The sequence below is a fragment of the Paenibacillus sp. HB172176 genome, assembly GCF_011947265.1.
GTDB lineage: Bacteria > Bacillota > Bacilli > Paenibacillales > Paenibacillaceae > Pristimantibacillus.
Map to the genome: position 1 here is coordinate 25,511 of NZ_JAATHD010000038.1, position 19,670 is coordinate 45,180.

The following is a 19,670-nucleotide window of genomic DNA, read 5'->3' on the forward strand; positions in this document are numbered from 1 at the left end:
GTGCACGTCGGACTTGCTGCGGGAGAACAGCATCCATGACGCAAATTCAGGTGAGCAACGTCAGGAAGGAATTCAAGATTGCGCGCAAACCAAGCGGCTTCTGGAACGGCGTGCGAGGCATGTTCCTGCCGGAGCATGAGACCAAACCAGCGGTGGATGGCATCTCTTTCAATATTCAGCCTGGCGAAATGATTGGCTTCATAGGTCCCAACGGCGCGGGGAAATCGACGACGATCAAGATGCTGACCGGCATCCTGGTGCCGACATCGGGCGAGGTAAGCGTGCTGGGCAGAGTGCCGCACAAGCATCGCGAATTAAATGCGGCGAATCTGGGCGTTGTATTCGGGCAACGGACGCAGTTATGGTGGGATCTGCCTTTAATCGACTCTATTGAACTGCTGAAGCATGTCTACAAAATCCCGCAAGAACAATTTCAAAAAAATCTGGCGCATCTATCCGAGCTCCTGGACATCAAGTCCTTCCTCCATACGCCTGTCAGGCAGCTCAGTCTTGGTCAACGCATGAGAGGTGATCTGCTCGCCGCGCTCATCCACGAACCTCCGATTCTATTCCTGGACGAGCCAACCATCGGACTTGATATTATCGCGAAAGAGAATATTCGCGAGCAGCTCGTCAACATTAACCGCGAGCGCAACGTAACCGTGCTTCTAACCACGCATGATATGGCGGATATTGAGAAGATCTGCAATCGAATGATCATTATTGACAAAGGAAAACTCATCTATGACGGCGAGCTTGAGCGGATTCGCCAGCAGTACAGCCAATATCGAAAGCTGAGAGTGGATTTCAAATATCACCCGCAGGAACAGCTGCATATCAATGGCGCGGAAATCGTCAAGAAGGATGGACTGCGCTATTGGTTCCAGTTCCACAAGGATGAAATTTCTGCCTCTCAGTTGATCGCGCGCATATCGGAGGCTGAAGAGATCGTAGACTTGACGATTGAAGAGCCGGAGATCGAAACGATCATTAAGGGAATCTATCAGAGCCCTGCCTCGATTGATGCGATTCCAGAACAAGAGCGGGTTTCCGTATGAGAGTGTATGTTGAATTCATTAAGCTGGTTTTTCGTCGGAATGCCGCATACAAGACAGAATATTTCATGAGTCTATTCAATGCGCTACTTGGCTTGTTTATTACAGTTTCCATCTGGGAAGCCGCTTTCGGAGATCGCGCCGGAATAGACAGTATCACCAAAGAGCAGATGATTACCTACGCCGTTATCGCGATTTTGATGCGGACCCTGTTTACGATGAATGAATTTGTTATTGACCGCAAAATTCAAACCGGCGAGATCGCCGTCGATCTGCTCAAGCCTTACAAATTTATGGGCTATATTCTGACGGTCATTATTGGCGATATGATATTTAATCTCTGGACGAAGGTATTGCCCGTGCTGATCGTATCAGTTTTCGTATTTCACCTCCTGTGGCCGGACGAAGCGTCGCGCATTATTTATTTTGCACTCAGTCTGATGCTTGGATTTCTGGAGCTGTATTTGTTTAATCTGTTGTTCTGGCTGTCTGCCTTCTGGATTCATCATACATGGAGTCTCGTTACGATCAAGAATGCCGTTATTCTGCTCGTCTCAGGCGCAACCATTCCCTTATGGTTTATACCGGAGAGGCTTTCGACTATTTTCTCGTATTTGCCGTTTAAGGATATTTATTATACGCCGCTTTCCATTTATTTGGGAAAGGTGCCAATTACGCATATGATGAACACTTATTTGATGCAACTCGGCTGGATTGCTTTGCTGTTCGTTGTCGCCTTTCTGCTATGGCGTCTGGCGCAGAATAAGCTCATCATTCAGGGAGGATAGGCGATGAGAACATTTAGCAAGCATACGTTTTCCGAGTACCTGGTTCTGTACCTTCGATTCATCGCCATGACGATGAAGGCGCGAATGTCGTATAAGCTGAACACCTTTCTCCTGTCGGCTGCCGTCTTATGTCGGGAATGCGTGACCGTTATTACGCTATATCTGATGCTGCAGAAGTTCTCGACGATTAACGGCTGGGATATTAGTCAATTGCTGTTCATGTACAGCTTTGTATTCCTTTCCTATAGTCTGTGCATTGTGATGTTCACTGGCGTGAGAGAGTTCGAAACGACAGTTCAGCAGGGCGAGTTCGATACCTATTTGACCAAGCCGATGAATGCGTTCTTTCAAGTCATCTCGCGCAAGTCCGATATTATGGCGGCGATGGCGCATGGCGGGCTGGGACTGGCGATGTTCATCTATGCTTACAGTAATGCGCATATCCCGGTTACGTTATCCAGCACCTTTGCCATTATAGCTGTTATTGCCGGGGGCATTCTGATTCAAGGCGCGCTTCTGCTCATTCCGGCGGCCATGACGTTCTGGATTACGAAATCGCGGGAAATGCAGAGCTTGATTTTCTATCAAATGCGCGGCTTCATCGCCTACCCCATCACGATCTATCCGAAAGTCATTCAGTTGCTTCTGACCTTTGTCATTCCGCTGGCTTTCGTCAATTATTATCCGGCTACTTATTTGTTCGAAGATTCAAAGAGTCCGCTCCTTTATTTAACGCCGGCAGTGGGGCTTATTCTATTCTCCCTGTCCCTGCTTCTGTGGAGAATCGGCGTAACGAAGTACAAGAGCACGGGGCATTAATCGAAGCTGAGCATAATAGATTAGGGGGCATAACTTATGGAAATTGTATTGGAGAACAGACTTATTGTCATTATTCTCGCAGGTACAAGAGAAAACTTTTACAACCAATTGAAGAAATCTATGAAGTGAATAGGAATGAGAGCCTTCGGGCTCTTTTTTTGTTTTCTCGCATGGAAAGGGCACTGCCGTCAAAAACGATGAGGAGTGGACGGGGACTGCAACTCTAGCGGCTGACCGTGTTAAGCGATCTTAAATGTTGGGTTTCGATCTTAAATATGGGGCGTATCACCCCATATAACGTCGATTTATACTAATGATGTTAAGGAGAATAGCAGAGGGAGGAGCACGGAAAAGCCTTGCCAATTCGATTGATAAGAGGGGGATTACTTTGAAGATGTTCTCTTGGAGACAGACAAGAAGCACAGCTGTGAAATGGTTTCTGGTTTTTTGTTTCATAATAGCGTACTTCGCGAATCTAGCACCGGCTGCTTCAGCCGATCCGGCGGGAGTACCTGCAGCCGTTGTACAGAGTCCGGAGGCGGATGATGCGTTGACTGTGCATAATCTCGCAGCCGCGCCGTCACCGCTCGACAATCCGCTGAAAGGCTTTGCGCCGTTCTATCCATGGCCGACGCAGGACTCGTTTCCGCATAGTATGGAGTGGGTATATGTTCCGCTGAAGGCGGTCATGGATGGGCCCGATTCCTTCACCTTCGACACAGGCCTGGAGCCGATTTTGGATGAAATCGCCGCAAGAGGCAATCAGGCTGCGATGAGAGTTTATCTGGAATACCCGGGCAAGGAAGACGCCATTCCGCAGTTTATTCATGACAGCGGCGTTGCCATGCGTCACAATGACACCTTTAACCAAATAGAGCCGGATTATGACGACCCGAAGATGGTCTCCTATTTGGAGAGCTTTATCGCTGCATTCGGCGAGCGCTACGATGGCGATCCGCGAATCGGCTTTATCCATATGGGTCTTGTCGGCTTGTGGGGGGAGTGGCATACGTATCCTTATGATGAGGATACAGCGGATAGTTTGCCGAATTATATGCCGAATGACGAAACGATCCATACTATTTTCGCTGCATATGATAACGCTTTCAAATATACAAAGCTTGAGGTTCGATACGCCAAGCTGCCGAATGCCGCCGATTATCATATTGGTTATCATGACGATTCGTTCGGGTACAAGGAAGGCGATCCGCTTCAAAGCGTAACGCAGCCTGAAAGTATGGGCGGCGCTTATTATTCCTTCATGACCCAGATGCTGGCGGCCGGCTCCGAGAACAAGTGGATGACGGAATCGATCGGCGGGGAGGTTCGTCCGGAAATCCAGAGCGCGTTCTTCAACGGAGGAGATAACGTTGACAGCGCTATCGATGATATCGAATTGACCCACGCGACATGGATGATCAATCAGTACGGCATTAGCAATTACAGCGCTAATGATGCAGCTGTTGCCGAGGGCGTCAGGAAGATGGGCTATGATCTGAATGTCGTGAGCTCTCATTATAATAATGTGCCTGAGGGATCGCCGCTGAAGGTCGGAGTGAGCATTGAGAATAATGGCGTTGCTCCCTTCTCGTATCCTTGGAAGGTTGAGGTTGGCGTGAAGGATGTATCGGGAAATATCGTGAAAACATGGGACACTCCGTGGGATATTACCAGGGTGATGCCTTCGCAAATACGCACATATCCGGAGTGGAATATCCCCGGGGATCCGAAGTATATGGATTTTGGCGAGCCTTATTACTTCGATACGACGATAGCATCGCCGGAGCTTGAGGATGGCTATTATTATTTGGTGATGAAGGTCGTGAATCCTCTTGAGGAAATAAGCAGTGCGGCTAAGCAGCTAAGATTCGCCAATGCGGATCAGGCGCAGGATGGCTGGTTGAGCTTGGGCAGCGTGCTTGTGGGAGAATGCGAATCCCCTTGCGAGGCTCCTCCGACAACGCCGCCTGCGCCGGAGCAGCCAGCTAATCGTCTCGTTATTGACAATTATGACGGCGTACCCTCATGGCCGGGAACGAATGATCTCGGCAAATATAGCGGCGCCAGCGGTTACGCCAATGGAACGGGAGGAGCCGGAGTCGTTCAGGACGGCGCCTTGGTCCTGCAGTATGCGGGCGGAGGCTGGTTGAACAGCGATATTAATCAAGATATTTCGTCCATGAAGCGGTTGATCTTGCGGATAAAGGGAGCCGCGGGCGGAGAAGAGAATGAGATCAATATCGGACTTGGCGGCGTCATGAAGACGATAGGCGAGCTAAGCGGAGATGGGATAACGACGGAATACAAGGATATCGTAATCGACTTTGCGGAAAATGGCATTGACGTATCCAATTCCACATTGAGCTTGTCCATATCGCCTGCTTGGGGCAGCGAGGGAACAGTATATATTGATGAAATCTATCTTACGGATGGGGATGGAGAATCGGGGTCTCCGACGAGTGATCCGGACAGCCCGAACCCGGATCCAGAGACTCCGGAACAGGCAATGCCAAGCCTCGTCGACGATTTCGAATCTTACGCGGATGACGCGGCGCTTCAGGACGTCTGGGTGGAGGCTTGGTCGGACATTCCCGGGTCGGTGTCTCGCACCCTGGATGAATCGACCTATTCAAGCGGGAGTCAGGCGATGAAGCTGTCGGTCGCGGATTCGCAGGCGACATGGTCCAATATTAAGCGCCAAATTCCCGAGGCGAACAGAGACTGGTCTCCTTATGACGGCATCAGCTTCTGGGTGAACAACGCGGCAAGCGACAATAAGGACCTCAGCTTGAATATTGCGCTTATTACGCCAGTTGCGAACGGAGAATTTGCTTTGAAAACAGGCGGATCAGCTCTAATTCCGACTGCTGACGGAGGCTGGAAAGAGGCGGCCTTCGATGGAGGCTCGCTTCATGTAGCGGCGGGTTATCAAGGTCTTGTGCGGATTCCCTGGGATCAGTTCGTGCAATCGGCATGGCAATGCGACAATGATCAAGAGCAATGCAGCGCCTCATTTGATCCTGCCGAAGTGGACGAGCTGCAGTTCGGATACGCGCCTTCAGCCTTCGCAGGCACGGAGATTACGATCGATGACATTGCCTTATTTCGGGCAGACAAAGCCTTAGATGATTTCGAGGCCTATGCGGATGATGCGGCTTTGCAGGCAGCTTGGCCGATCTCATGGGAAACGGCGGAGCATTCCGTTCTAAGGTCCATCGATCAAGCGAATGTGTCGAATGGCGATCAAGCGTTGCAGTTCACCGTCACCAATCCCGAAGCGACATGGGCCAATATCCAGCATCCCATTGCTGAGCCAGATCGAGATTGGTCCGACTATAGCGGGCTGACCTTCTGGGTGAACAACACATCGCCAAGCAGCAAGAACATGGATTTAAGCCTAACGGTTATCACTCCGGTGCAGAGAGGCGAATTTTCGCTAAAAGAAGGAGGTTCCGCGCAATACTATAATTCGTCTAGCGGCGAATGGGAAGAGGTCGGCTTTAACGGAGCCTCGCTAAGTGTTGCTTCGGATTACCGAGGAATGATAAGAATGCCTTGGGATCAACTCATTCAAGCCGCATGGCAATGCGACAATGATCAGGGAGCATGCAGCGCTTCTTTCGATCCGAGCAGTGTAATCGGCGTTCAATTCGGCTTTAATCCTTCGGCTCAGTCGGACAATGTGCTGAGCATTGACGCCCTCGGATTATACGCGCTGACGGGCAGAACGTCGGGTGCAGGCGAAGAGACGCCGACGGAGGAGCCAGTCGCGAGACCTGAGCCGCCGACTTGGGCGACAGAGGGCGGAACGTTCGACCTGCAGTACGAAGCGGCTCCCGCGGGGAATCCGCTCAAGGGCTTCCTTCCGTTCTACGACGCGTCGGAAGAGGCTTATTTCACGGATGGCGACGATTGGAGAGACCGGCCGGCGCAATTGCCGTATAGCATGGAGTTTTTCTATTTGCCGCTGAGCAAGCTGATGAACAATATCGATGATTTTAATTGGGATGAGCTGGATCGGCGGATATCGGACATTGCCGCAAGAGGCAATCAGGCGGTCTTCCGCATCTACCTGGACTATCCCAACAAGCCGTCGGGCATTCCGCAATTCCTGCTGGATGAAGGGCTGCAAACCTACGATTACACCGCCTATGACAACGGAAAAGACGCCACGAGCGTAGCGCCGAATTATAATGATCCGAGCTTGATGGCGGCGTTGGAGAATTTCATCGGAGCGCTGGGAGCGCGCTATGACGGCGATCCGCGAATCGGCTTCATTACGGCGGGGCTCATCGGATTCTGGGGAGAATGGCATACGTATCCGTATGACGGTCAGGTGATCTCGCCGGGCGCCAGCGAGCCAAATCCGAACTATATGGCATCGCCTGCCAACATGAAGCGCGTGCTTGAAGCGTTCGACAACTCGTTCGATGACACGCAGCTCGTTGTCCGTTATCCGGTTTCGAACAGCACCTTCGAAACGAAGGATTTTGATATCGGCTATCATGACGATTCCTTCGCCTTCGAGACCTTACCCGCGAGCATGGGCGGACAGAGCTGGAAGTTCTGGGGCAGAGTCATCGACGCCGGAGATACCTCCTTCTGGAAGACGAAGAGCATGGGCGGCGAGATGAGACCGGAAATTCAGGTCAAGATGTGGAACAACAATCCGCCGATCTACAATGAGCCTTCCACGCCGATTGGCGGCAGTCAAGGCGAGGATTATTACACCAGCTTGAATCTGACGCATGCCTCCTGGCTCATTGCGCAAGGAATTTTTCAGACTCCGCTGGATGCGGAGCCGCTCGCAAGAGCAACGGAAGGCTCTCGCAGCATGGGATACGATTATGTTTTGCCTGCAGCCTATCTGGACGCAGCGGACGGACAGCTGAAGGTCGGCATGGAACTTGAGAACCGGGGAGTGGCGCCGTTCTATTATGACTGGAATGTGGAGCTGGCCGCGCGAGACGAAGACGGCATTGTCAGCGTGTGGCAGCCGGGTTGGCATTTGCAAGATCTACTTCCGAACGAGAACGGGTATGAAAATAATATGCTATTCGAAGCCGCGGACAATCCTGCACTCAGCAACGGCATGTATGATATCCTGGTTCGTTATGTCAATCCGCTCGAAGCGTTGAATTCGGATGCGAAGAGCTTCCGCTTCTCAAATGCGGAGCAAGCCGGAGATGGATGGCTGAAGCTCGGCAGCGTCGAAGTTGCGAACAGTTTGGCAGAGGTCCCGATCAGGGTAACAGGTCTGCAGGCGACCACAGCAGGTGAAATCAAGCTGAAGCCTGGATCGACCTCGCAGCTTGCTGTTACCGTGGTGCCGCAGAACGCCGGCAACAAAGGCGTTGTATGGTCTTCATCGAACGCGAAAGCAGCCTATGTGTCCGGGAATGGCTTGGTGACGGCAGTCGGCGCGGGCCAGACCGTTATTACGGCGAGAACATTGGACGGGAATTGGGAGAAAACGTTCCAGGTAACGGTTGCTTCCGATTCAGGAACGGGATCCGGCACAGGTTCTGGAACGGGCTCAGGTTCTGGTTCGCCGTCAACGCCGACAACGACGCCGAATGAGCCTGTGAACGGCGAAGTCGCGCTCGGCGCGGAAGCCATGATAATAGAGCAACTGACAAACGGGAACGGCTTGACCGAGACGGTCGCTACCCTTGATACGGATAAGCTAAAGGCCGCCTTTAAGGCTCTTCAAGGAAGCTCGAACGAGAAGAGATCGGTTCTGGTCAAGGTGGACAATGCAGGAGGAAACGCGAAAGTGAAGCTGTCCTCTGCGGCCTTCGCAGATGTCATGAATGATATGCCGAATGCGGTACTCCAAGTGCAAACCGACGATGGCAGCTACAAATTGCCGCTGGAGGCGCTCGATCTATCAGCAATAGCCGAGTCGCTTGGCGCAAGACTCGGTGAAATGACAGTAAGCATCTCTATTTCGAAGCTCGCAGGAAGCGAAGCCGATTCCATCGCTGTGCAAGCGGAAGAAGAGGGAATGAGGCTGCTTGCTCCTCTGTATGAGTACAGCATTACAATAGAAAGCAACGGGAAGACGATAGATGTGAACCGGTTCGGCAGCGTTTATGTGGAGCGCACAATCATCCTTCCGGAGTCCATAGATTCAGCTCATGCGACTGCTGTTCTTTATGATCCGGCAACGAAGTCATTCACTTTCGTGCCTGCCGTATTTAACGCCAAGGACGGAAGCACAGAGGTCATCATCAAGCGCAATGGAAACAGCATGTATACAGTCGTCTCAAGCGATAAGACATTTTCCGATCTGAACGGGCATTGGGCGAAAACGGATATTGAGTTGCTCGCCTCGAAGCGGATAATGAACGGTGTTGCGGATGACAGCTTTGCCCCGGATCGCTCCACTACACGCGCGGAATTTGCAGCTGTGCTCGTGCGCTCATTAGGACTGACAGCAGCGGACGACGAGAGCCTGTCCTTCGTCGACATAAGCGAAGGGGATTGGTATGCGGATGCCATTGCCATTGCTGCGAGAGCCGGTCTCGTTCATGGCTTCGCGGACGATTCGTTCAGACCGAACGACGCCATTACGCGCGAGCAAATGGCCGTTATGCTGTCGAGAGCGCTAAGCTTTGCGGGTCAGTCTGTCAGCGATGAGGCTCAACAAACGACTGCTCTTGCCGGCTACGCGGACAACGGCTCTGTCAACTCGTGGGCGAGGGATTCCATGTCGGAGTTAATCTTGGCCGGAATCATCAAGGGCAGAACACAGACCATAATCGCGCCAGCCGAGCTCGCAACGAGAGCGGAAGCCACTGTCATGATGAAACGATTGTTGAAATTTATGGAATTTATGAACGAATAGTTGAAACGAACGTAATCGTTATTCTCCATCAGGGACACTTTCAGCGCCGTTGCTCTTGCAGCAGCATCGCCGGAAGTGTCCTTTTCACCACAATAGCGTATAAGTTTCCTGGACATTTAAACTGTAAATTCATTTGGCGATAAAACTTTCCTCATGCTTACGAAGCTGCTTTGCTCCGCAAAGCTTTAGGTCGCTCATCTTCGAAAGGCCGAGGGTAGAGGATTTCTCGTATTCTTTTCAAAATTTCGAGGCGGGGTCGTTTCCCGGATTGTGATGGATTGGAGGAATGCGGATTCGCCCTCTGCGATAAGGTTCAGGATGGATTTGCAGCTGACGGACATTTGCGACCTTTAGAAGCTTGTTTTTGCCAATTCAGAATTTTAGAGCAAATCGCATCGCGACGGCAAGCGGACAGTACGGATTATTGCAGTAAAATAGCAGGAATTTATAATGGAACTCGAATTTATGTCGGTATACTTAGTGTTAAAAGCGTTTTCATGTTTGTAAACCGCCATTGAAGCGAAAGGGCTTCATTGTCAGGAGCAGGTCATGTGACGATGACGGTGGTTGTTCATTCGAATGCTAAGCGATGAGGAGATGTTGTGATGAAAAACGGAAAAAAGAATGTTGTCGTCATCATGACCGACCAGCAAAGAAGCGACGTCCGGGCACTGGAAGGTTATCCCTTGGATACGACGCCGTTCCTGGACAGCCTGGCGCAAAACGGAACATGGTTCGACAAGGCGTATACGACGATGCCGATCTGCGGGCCCGCGAGAACCAGTCTGTTGACCGGCTGCTGGCCCAGCGCGCATCGCGTGAGCGGGAATTTCTGTTTGGACCAGGCTGTCTACGAGAAGGACTTATTCGATGTAGCCAAAGAACAGGGCTATGCCACGGCGCTCATAGGCAAAAATCACAGTTATCTTCGACCCGAGCAAAAAACTGACTTTTGCCTGGAACAAGGTCATTGGGGCGGCTTCGGACCTCAGCGGACGGACGAAGAGAAGGCTTACGATGGGTGGCTGAAGACGCTATCTCAAGTCAGCATGGAAGCAACGCCGTTCCCGCTGCATTGCCAGCTTCCCTATCGTGCGGTATCGGCTGCGCAAAGCTGGATTCGGGAGCAACGAGAGCAACAAGAGCAACAACGAGAGCAGCCCTTCATGATGTGGCTCAGCTTCCCGGAGCCGCATAATCCGTATCAAGCGCCCGAGCCGTATTATTCCATGTTCGATCCGGAGGAGCTGCCGCCGCTTCGGGCCAAGGAAGACGAGCGGGATCGCAAAGGAGAGAAGTGGAAGTTTTACGGCGATCAAATCGAACACTTTCTCCCGGACTACAAGGAACGCATTCCGAGAGCCCGTTCCAATTATCTGGGAATGCTTCGCCTGATCGACGACCAGATTCGGCGATTCGTGCAATTCCTCGAGGACGAGGCGCTGCTGGAGAACACGCTGATCGTCTTTGTCTCCGACCACGGAGATTTTGTCGGCGAATATGAGCTGATCAAGAAAGGGCCCGAGGCGCCGGATATTCTGACGCGCATTCCGCTCCAGTTCTACGGACCGGGCGTCGCGGCGAGCGCAAGTCCGCATCCGGCCCATGTGTCGCTCGCGGATATCATGCCGACGGTGTGCGAGGCGATGGGCAGTCCGATTCCCGCCAGTGTGCAAGGACGCAGCCTCTGGCCAATTCTGGCTGGCGGAGACTATCCCGAACGGGAGTTTCAAAGCGTATTCGCCGAACACGGCTACGGCGGGCTGTATCATGTCAATGGAGATGAACCGCAATTCGATCTGGTAGGCAAAGTGACGAACGGCGTCGCCCTATTTAACGAATTGAACAGATACACGCAATCCGGCTGGCTGCGCACCGTCCGCAAAGGCGATTGGAAGCTCAACCTCGATATGCATGGCAGGGGAGAGCTCTATCAGATTGCGAGAGATCCGCTCGAACTGAACAATTTGTTCGGGCAAGAAGCCAGCAGGGATGTCGAGAGAGAAATGCTGGCCGAGCTGTGCACCTGGATGATTCGCGTGCAAGCGCCGACCTTGCCGGAGGGCAAGGAATATCCGCTGAAGCGGGATTTTCGCAATTATTGGTTCTCGACCAAGCCGGAATTGCGTTAATCAATTGTTAGTTGCTGTCCATGCTAGCGAACTATTATATAGCTGCATGATTCGTAGCGACCATCTTCGCTTTGGAGATGGTCGCTTTGCATATTGGGCGAAATGAGATTGCCTATACAAAGCTTTAATGATTTCAAGCAAATGAACGTTCATTCACCAGGAGAATTGAAAGCTGTCTGCGTGGTAATGAATAGCTAATCAGCGATTTCGTTGTCGATAGGAGCCTGGCGATTCTCCGACATGCCGGGTGAACATTCGGCTGAAATGAGCATAAGAGTGAAAGCCGCAGGAGTAGGCAACATCCTCGAGAGGCAAGTCATCATAGAGTATCCGTTCTTTGGCCAGAGTAAGGCGAATTTGTATGACATACTGAATGATGGAGCAGTGAAAGGTGGACTTGAACAATTCAGAAGCGCGAGAAACACCCAAATTAACTGCAGCAGCGACCTCACTAAGCTTAAGCGATTCGGTTGCACGCTTCTCGATGTATTCCTTCATATGGTAAGGAGCATAGCGATGGGTTGAAGGATGCATCCGTAATCTCTTGATCGTCAAGAGGAGGATGCGAAGATAGTAGTGCTGAATGAGGCTCTCGTCTCTTGGCTGTCGGCGTTGTTCATAGATGATGTGCTGAAACAAGTGCATGAGCTGATCGTCTATACCAACAGTGATGAGACGTGAGTATTCTTTATCCCACCATTGATCAAGAGCTTCACCGTTGCAACGAATGAAATAATCTGCACATCTTGCATCAGGCGAAGCATCATCCTCGAGCGTATAATGATCGCCTGGTCGACATAGCAGAAGATCTCCTTGATGCTGTTCATAGAGAACATGGTTGAGTCGAATACGGCTGCTTCCTTCCGTTTGATAGCGGATGAGATAGCAGGAGAGATGACTTTCTCCCGAGAATGGCTTGATATGTACGGCGTGGTTGCAGGTTAACACATCAATTGTGCTCATCTCAAGCATGGCAGTTGGCTCCAATCAAATAATCGTAAGATAGATCATATATTTGGCAGATTGTATATGTTCATCCTATCCCATAATGATTATGATGTAAACGAATACTTGATCTTAGTTTGTTTTTTGAATCGGAATAAACAGGAGGTTCATATGGTAGAGAGAATAGCGCTTCAATTGCATACAGTGCGAGAGGAGTGTAAAGCGGATTTTCCGGGCACATTGAGAAAATTGGGGGAAATGGGATGGCCGGCCGTTCAATTTGCAGGCTTTCATGACTATAATCCGGCCGAGCTTAAAGCGGTGCTGGATGAGACTGGGATGAAAACGGCAGGGCTTCATGTCAATCTGATGCAATTAACAGAACAAGCGGATGAGCTTGTTGCAGAAGCTCGCCGATTTGGCACGCGCGATCTGATCTGTTCGAACACGCCGCAGGATATGCGCAATGAAGCGGGCTTTCGCGAGATGAAGGCACGGCTCGGGGACGTTGCGCGGAAACTGGAGAGCGAAGGCATTCGAATCAGTTATCATAACCATGCCTTTGAATTGGAGGAAGCCGTTGGCGATCAGACCGCATTATCGTTCCTTCTTGAGCCAAGTGAAGACAATCCGCTTCTGGCTGAGCTTGATGTGTATTGGCTTAAGAAAGGCGGCTATGACCCGGCATCCTTCTTAACCCCATATGTAAACAGAATGCCAATTATTCATTTGAAGGATATGACGAGCGACGAAGAAGAAACCTTTGCCGAGATCGGAACCGGCAGTATTGATTTTAAACCGATCCTGCAGTGGTGCGAGCAAAGCGGAGTAGAATGGTATGTGGTGGAGCAAGATCGTTGTCGCCGTTCTCCGTTGGAGTCTGTCGAGATTAGCTTGAAGAACCTGAAGCAACTGTTAGGTTGAAAATATCAAACGAACTACATTTGAATATAGGGGTGTGAATGACATGACCGAATCGTTGAAGTTTGGAATTGTTGGGGCTGGAAATATTTTTAAATCAGCACATCTGCCACATATTATGGCGGCTGAGGATATGTCCATCGTTGCTATTTGTGATATTAATGAAGAGAGAGCCAAGACGCTTGCAGAGGAACATGGTATCCCCCATGTATTTACAGATTATAATGAAATGCTGGAGAAGTGCCCTGAGATTAACGCGCTGGATATCTGTACGCCAAATCTGTATCATTCCAAGGTGGCGGTAGCGGGGTTGAAGGCAGGTAAGCATGTATTCTGTGAGAAGCCTGATGCTGTAAATCCGGAGGAAGCGCAGAAGATGGCTGATGCTGCAATCGAGTCAGGCAAGATGCTTATGGTTATGCGCAACAATCGCTTCACGCCAGCTTCGCAATATTTGAAGCGTTATATCGAGGAAGGCCATATGGGTGATATCTATACGGGTCGCTGCGGGTGGGTTCGCCGCCGGGGCATCCCGGGCAAGGGCGGGTGGTTTACTAACAAGGAGCTTTCTGGAGGAGGTCCGCTTATCGACCTTGGCGTCCACTTCATCGATCTTGCGATATGGTTAATGGGGAATCCGAAGCCGATTGCGGTATCCGGGGCAACCTACTCCAAGTTCGCGGACAATGAACTGTCCGACTCGATTCACAGCAAATTCGGCGAGAAGCAAGCTGATGGCGTCTATGATGTAGAGGATCTGGCAACGGGCTTTATTCGTTTCGATAACGGAGCAACGCTGCAAATCGAATTTAGCTGGGCTTCGAATGTTGAAACGGGGATGAATTTCGTAGAGCTTAGAGGCACGAAGGCAGGCTCAAGCATACGTAATAGCGAGCTTGAGATCTATTCGGAGACAGCGGGACAGCTCGTTGATATTAAGCCGGTGCTGCGTAAGGATTCGGTCGGTGGACATGGTCGTAATATTCTGCACTTTGCAGACTGCGTGCTAAGAGGCGAGAGTCCTATATTCGAGCCGGAGCAAGGCGTGAATATGGTTAAGATTCTGACGGCGATTTACGAATCTGCTGAAACCGGTCGTGAAGTGCGACTGTAGGTTGTAGAGAACGGCTGTCGAGCAGAGCGGATTGGATCGAGTCGAGTCGGAATCCATAGCGGTTATTGCAAGAAAAGAAACGGGCTTTCTTCACCGAGTTGAATAAGAGTGATAGGTTCTGTAAGACGCAGCCTTCCTGATTGGGAGGTATTGCGTCTTTATTTTATAGGTTGCATGGTTTATGAACGAAATGGATGAGAAATGAATGCAAGTATTGATCGTCCCAAGAAACTTTTTCCACTAAATCCACGTCTAGTGTTATATCCATTACATTTGTGAGAGGGTGGGCATTCTGAAAAAGTTTATTCTTGGTCTCCTATGCGGAATGGCAATATGTCTTGCTACTGCCGCTTCCAGTTCTGAGGTTAGAGCTATCCTGTTCCCAACTGTTATAACCTATCAAATAAATGATGAGGTCACACGATCTGACGGCGAAGACATTATTCTCAATTACAACCAGCATCTTTATGTGCCTCTTCGCTCTTTCGCCGAGCATATGGGAAGCACTGTTGAATACGCACCGCCGGGAAGTTATGGACATTCTAAAGCTACCGTATCTGTTTATAAGCTTGATGACAAGGATTTCACAATCTTCGATGAAAGCAACACCGTCGGAATGGGCAAATTCACTTTATCGTTTGATGACTTGAATTATAGTGCTCCATTGTTAACCGGAACGTTAAAATTTAATCAATCACTCCCAACTGACAAACAACTGGTCGTTTCTTTGCTGAATCAGGATGGAGATGTTATTGCTGTATCTGAGCAACTTAAGCTGGCATATAGACAAGCTGATGAAATGGTTGCAGGTGAGATTACTAAATTCTCTACAGAATTTCCTTATATAGATGAGCCCGATCAGTATAGCTTGCAGCTTCAAATCGTGCCCCAAACCACATGGAATTTTAATCAAATCTATTCGGAATCCGTTCTTACCGGAGCTGGGGGTCTCGATGGTTATCCATTAATCGTAGGGACATATATAGACGCGGATACAGTCAAGTTAAACCAATCTGTAGAAATTGGCGCTCGATTGATTAATATAAGCGACGATGATGATATTACGATTCAGGAAGATTTGTTTTTTTATCTTGATATTTATAAAATGGAAAATAACAGCCGAGTATTGGTGCGTACATTAAAAACCGAACCTTTTACCGGAAATATCCCCTATAGGAAGGGCAGCTATTACACATCGGTTTCCTGGGATCAAAAGGATGAGAATGGCAATTCGTTAGCCAAGGGCGAATACTGGTTTAAGCCGCGGCTTCCCAGCCAAGCCACAGGTACGCTTTCAAGCGATCCTGAAAAAACAGTGACTTTCGAGTTGGAAGATTCTATGGGAGCAAACCAAATCATCTTGATTGAGTGATTTTTGAGATCTGAGCATTGAAAACGGAAGATTTCGAGTTTGGAATGCTATTGATAAAGAAGCGGAGTCGCCTTAACAGGCTCGATTCCGTTTTTTTGCGTGCGTGATAGCATTTTCGCTGGCTCAGATTTTACCGAACATTTTGTCCACTTAGCGGGTTAATAAGATTCCTCCACCTTAAATATGGGGCAGCCATTCTTTAATCCTCGGCATTTCGCCGCGGGGCACAGAGTCTTATGATTAAGCTATCAAAGGCGCACCTGATGCTAGAAGCGGGAGGATTTGCGCAGATTCTTCCGCCACATTTAATCTAATTCGCAGAAAACCTTGAGGGGGATATGAAACATGAAGATGCGGTATAGAGGCAGAGCGGCCATCTACTTGCTAGGGGCGATTCTCGTATTCACGATGATGATGACGGCTTGCTCGAACAACAACGGTTCGAATAATGGCTCGGGTAACGGCTCGAATAACAACAAGGAAACCAATCAGCCAGCAGACAACGGAAACGGCAGCGAGTCTGCCAAGGATGTAACGATCTCTTACACCATTTGGGACAAAATTCAACAGCCTGCCATGGAAGCGATCGCCAAGGAATTCACGGCGGAGCATCCTAATATTCATGTCAAGGTAGAGGTTATTCCTTGGGCGGATTATTGGACGAAGATGTCCGCAGCGGCTCCTGCCGGAACCCTGCCTGACGTGTTCTGGATGCATGGCGGTCAATTCATCAAATACGCAACCGGCGGCAATTTCATCGAGCCGATCACGGATCTGATCGATTCGGGCGCGGTCAACCTGGACGATTACGCTTCGAACCTGGGCTCCATCTACACGCTCGACGGCGTGAGCTATGGCGTTCCGAAGGATTTTGACACGATCGGTCTTGCCTACAACAAGGAATTATTCGATGCGGCGGGCATCCCTTATCCGGATGATACATGGGATTACAACAAGCTGGCTGAGGTGGCGAAGCAGCTCTCCCAGCCTGACAAGGGCATCTACGGCTTCGGCGCCAAGATGGATACGCAGGTCGGCTACTGGAATGACATGATTGCGAACGGCGGTTATGTGCTGAACGACGATATGACCAAATCCGGCTATGATGATCCGGCTTCGATCGAAGCGCTCAAGTTCCGCTATCAGATGATTCTGGACGGCGCTTCCCCGACGCATCAACAGTTCACGGACACGGAAGCGACAGAGATGTTCAAGTCCGGCAAGCTGGCGATGACCTTCGAAGGCTCATGGCGCAACAGCGATATCGACAGCAGTGAGATTATCCACGGCAAATGGGATTGGGCAGTATTGCCTAAGGGCAAGGTAACGCGCGGCAACATCATTAACGGACTTGGCAACGTGATGTCGGCGCAAGGCAAGCACAAGGAAGAATCGAAGCTGTTCCTGGCCTTCCTGGGCTCCAAGCGCGCAGCGGAAATTACGGCGGAGATGGGCGCTGCAATTCCGGCCTTCAAGGGCACGCAGGACGCATGGGTCGCGTCGAATCCGGATCTGAATTTGCAAATCTTCATTGATCAAGCGGCGAATGCCGTTCCGTATCCAAGCGGCTCGAAAGCTTACCCGGTTTGGTTCGCCAAAGAGCCTGAGATCATGTCGCAGGCATGGGGCGGAGCAATCTCGATTGAAGACGGCGCCAAGAAGGTTGCCGACATGATGAATCAAGCGATTGAAGACGCGAAATAGATTTCCAAACAAGAAGAGTGTCGCAGGCCTTCCGTTCCAGAGGAGCGGAGCGCCTGCGGCAATCGAACGAGGTGGCAAAAATGAATTCGAGAAGCAGATATCTATGGGCGTACATCATGATTGCCCCTACATTAATCGGCACATTGGTATTCTGGAGCTGGCCGGCCGTCTATTCAATTTACCTTGGATTTCTGAAGTCGGAAAATTTCGGAATGGTGAATCATTGGGTCGGGCTTCGGAATTACGACAAGCTGTTCCACGACGAAGAGTTCTGGCAAAATCTGCGCAATACGCTCTATTACATGGTGCTGTTCGTGCCGGCTACGATTGTGCTGTCCACCTTCTTCGCCGTGCTGCTCAATGCCAAGATAAGAGGACGCTCGATCTACCGGGTCATCTTCTTCCTGCCGCAGGTCACGATGCCGGCGGCGGCAGCCATGGTGTGGGTTGTCTTGTTCGCGCAGGATTACGGCTTGATCAATTATGTATTCGGTACGCATGTTTCCTGGCTGTCGGATCCGAGGTTCGCGATGTATTCGCTCGTTATCGTCGGGGTATGGGCGGCGATCGGATTCAACATGCTGCTTATTCTGGCGGGCTTGCAGGGCATTCCGAAATCGCTCTACGAGGCGGCGGAAATCGACGGAGCCGTTCGGTTCAACAAGTTCAGGTTCATTACGTTGCCGCTGCTGACGCCCACGCTGTTCTTCACCACAATCGTGCTGATGATCGGCGCTTCGCAAATTTTCGACGCGATCTACTTGCTAATTGGCAAAACCAATGTGGCGCTGCCCGCGGTCCGGTCGCTCGTCTATGCGTATTATCAAAATTCGTTCGTCTATTATGATCAGAACTACGGCGCGGCAATCATCAACATGCTGCTGGTTATGAATTTGCTTCTGACGGGCCTGCAGTTCCTGTTTCAGAAAAAATGGGTCGTATATGACTGAGGAGGGGTAAGATGAACATCAGCAGAGCCGCGTCCAATCGCAAGGTTAATATTACCATTCATATCGTTCTTCTTGCGACCTCCGTCGTCATGATCCTGCCGTTTCTCTGGATGATTCTCACATCCTTGAAAACGACGACGGAAGCGACGCAAATTCCGATTAAGGTCTTTCCTTCTTCGTTCCGCTGGGAAAGCTACAAGGAAGCGTTCGAGCAATCCTCGTTCAGCTATTACTATTTTAACACGGCCATATCGGCGCTGATGAAGACGGTATTCCCGGTTATCTTCAGCTCCATGGCAGCCTTCGCCTTCGCGAGAATCAAGTTCCCGGGAAGAACGCTTTGCTTCTTCCTCATCATCTCGGTCATGATGGTGCCCAATCCGGTGTTCTATACGCCGCAATATTTGATGATGAGCAAGCTGGGGCTGGTCAATACGGTAACGGCGCTCTGGATCGCAGCTCTGATCAGTCCGTTCGCGACCTTCTTGCTGCGGCAATTTTTCCTGGGCTTGTCGAAGGAGCTGGAGGAAGCTGCTGTTCTCGACGGCTGCAATCCGTTCCAAATTTACTGGCACATCATGCTGCCGCTAGTCAGATCGGCGCTCGTCGCGATTGTGATCATTCAACTGCTTTGGGCGTGGAACGAGCTGCAATGGCCGCTCATTATTAACAGCTCTCCCGAGAAGCTGACCTTGTCGGCGGGCCTGGCGACACTCGTCTCAAAGTTCGCTACGAATTATCCGGTGCTCATGGCGGGAGCCTTTATGGCGGTTATTCCGATGATTGTGTTGTTCTTTATTTTTCAGAAACGATTTATTGAGGGCGTGGCGTTCAGCGCGCATAAGGGTTGAGAGAAAGGGGAGTCGCGGGTGATGGCGGCCCCTTGCCTTTTTATTATATTGCGCGCCTAGCCAAGCTAGGCACAACTAGCCGGTGAAAGTCCGGTCGAGGTAAGAGCCAAGTCGCCTCGTAGCTGACAGGCAACTGGTGGAGAGATCCTAAGGTTGAAGCCCTGTGACA

General features: G+C 50.5%; 12 protein-coding genes. 11 read left to right on the top strand and 1 reads right to left on the bottom strand.

Translation table 11 applies throughout. The annotated features are described in order from the left end of the window. The first annotated feature begins 35 nt into the window (after positions 1–35). The 5 genes from HFP08_RS27505 (at position 36) to HFP08_RS27525 (ending at position 11,644) form a co-directional block, all read left to right on the top strand. Complete coding sequence (locus HFP08_RS27505) at positions 36–1,058, top strand: ABC transporter ATP-binding protein (RefSeq protein ID WP_168123838.1); 1,023 nt, start codon at positions 36–38, stop codon at positions 1,056–1,058. After that, a complete protein-coding gene (locus HFP08_RS27510; protein ID WP_168123839.1) occupies positions 1,055–1,843 on the top strand; it encodes an ABC transporter permease in 789 nt (262 codons plus the stop codon). The genes HFP08_RS27505 and HFP08_RS27510 overlap by 4 nt, the downstream gene beginning before the upstream one ends. Before the next feature lie 3 nt (positions 1,844–1,846). Beyond that, positions 1,847–2,662: an ABC transporter permease gene (locus HFP08_RS27515; protein WP_168123840.1), complete on the top strand. Its 816-nt coding sequence runs from the start codon at positions 1,847–1,849 to the stop codon at positions 2,660–2,662. 394 nt (positions 2,663–3,056) lie between these two features. Continuing rightward, positions 3,057–9,512, top strand: coding sequence for an S-layer homology domain-containing protein (locus HFP08_RS27520; RefSeq protein ID WP_206109332.1), 6,456 nt, complete (start codon positions 3,057–3,059; stop codon positions 9,510–9,512). Positions 9,513–10,117: 605 nt separating this feature from the next. Next, on the top strand, positions 10,118–11,644 hold the full coding sequence (locus HFP08_RS27525; RefSeq protein ID WP_168123842.1) for a sulfatase family protein: 1,527 nt from the start codon (positions 10,118–10,120) through the stop codon (positions 11,642–11,644). 198 nt (positions 11,645–11,842) lie between these two features. On the opposite strand, the gene HFP08_RS27530 is transcribed toward HFP08_RS27525, so the two are convergent. Continuing rightward, entirely contained in the window at positions 11,843–12,616 is a 774-nt protein-coding gene (locus HFP08_RS27530) for a helix-turn-helix domain-containing protein (RefSeq protein WP_168123843.1), read from the bottom strand. 144 nt (positions 12,617–12,760) lie between these two features. Between HFP08_RS27530 and HFP08_RS27535 the strand changes: the two genes are divergently transcribed. From HFP08_RS27535 to HFP08_RS27560, 6 genes are all read left to right on the top strand, one after another. Then, positions 12,761–13,513, top strand: coding sequence for a sugar phosphate isomerase/epimerase family protein (locus tag HFP08_RS27535; RefSeq protein WP_168123844.1), 753 nt, complete (start codon positions 12,761–12,763; stop codon positions 13,511–13,513). A 43-nt stretch (positions 13,514–13,556) separates the two neighbouring features. After that, positions 13,557–14,624 (top strand): Gfo/Idh/MocA family protein, encoded by a 1,068-nt coding sequence (locus HFP08_RS27540; protein WP_168123845.1) that lies wholly within the window; start codon positions 13,557–13,559, stop codon positions 14,622–14,624. 283 nt (positions 14,625–14,907) lie between these two features. Further along, the gene (locus HFP08_RS27545; RefSeq protein WP_168123846.1) at positions 14,908–15,996 is read left to right on the top strand and encodes a hypothetical protein; all 1,089 of its coding nucleotides are present in this window, start codon (positions 14,908–14,910) and stop codon (positions 15,994–15,996) included. A gap of 345 nt (positions 15,997–16,341) precedes the next feature. Beyond that, positions 16,342–17,700, top strand: coding sequence for an ABC transporter substrate-binding protein (locus HFP08_RS27550; RefSeq protein ID WP_168123847.1), 1,359 nt, complete (start codon positions 16,342–16,344; stop codon positions 17,698–17,700). A gap of 80 nt (positions 17,701–17,780) precedes the next feature. Then, a complete protein-coding gene (locus HFP08_RS27555) occupies positions 17,781–18,650 on the top strand; it encodes a carbohydrate ABC transporter permease (RefSeq protein ID WP_168123848.1) in 870 nt (289 codons plus the stop codon). Positions 18,651–18,661: 11 nt separating this feature from the next. After that, a complete protein-coding gene (locus HFP08_RS27560; RefSeq protein ID WP_168123849.1) occupies positions 18,662–19,501 on the top strand; it encodes a carbohydrate ABC transporter permease in 840 nt (279 codons plus the stop codon). The last annotated feature ends 169 nt before the right edge of the window (positions 19,502–19,670 follow it).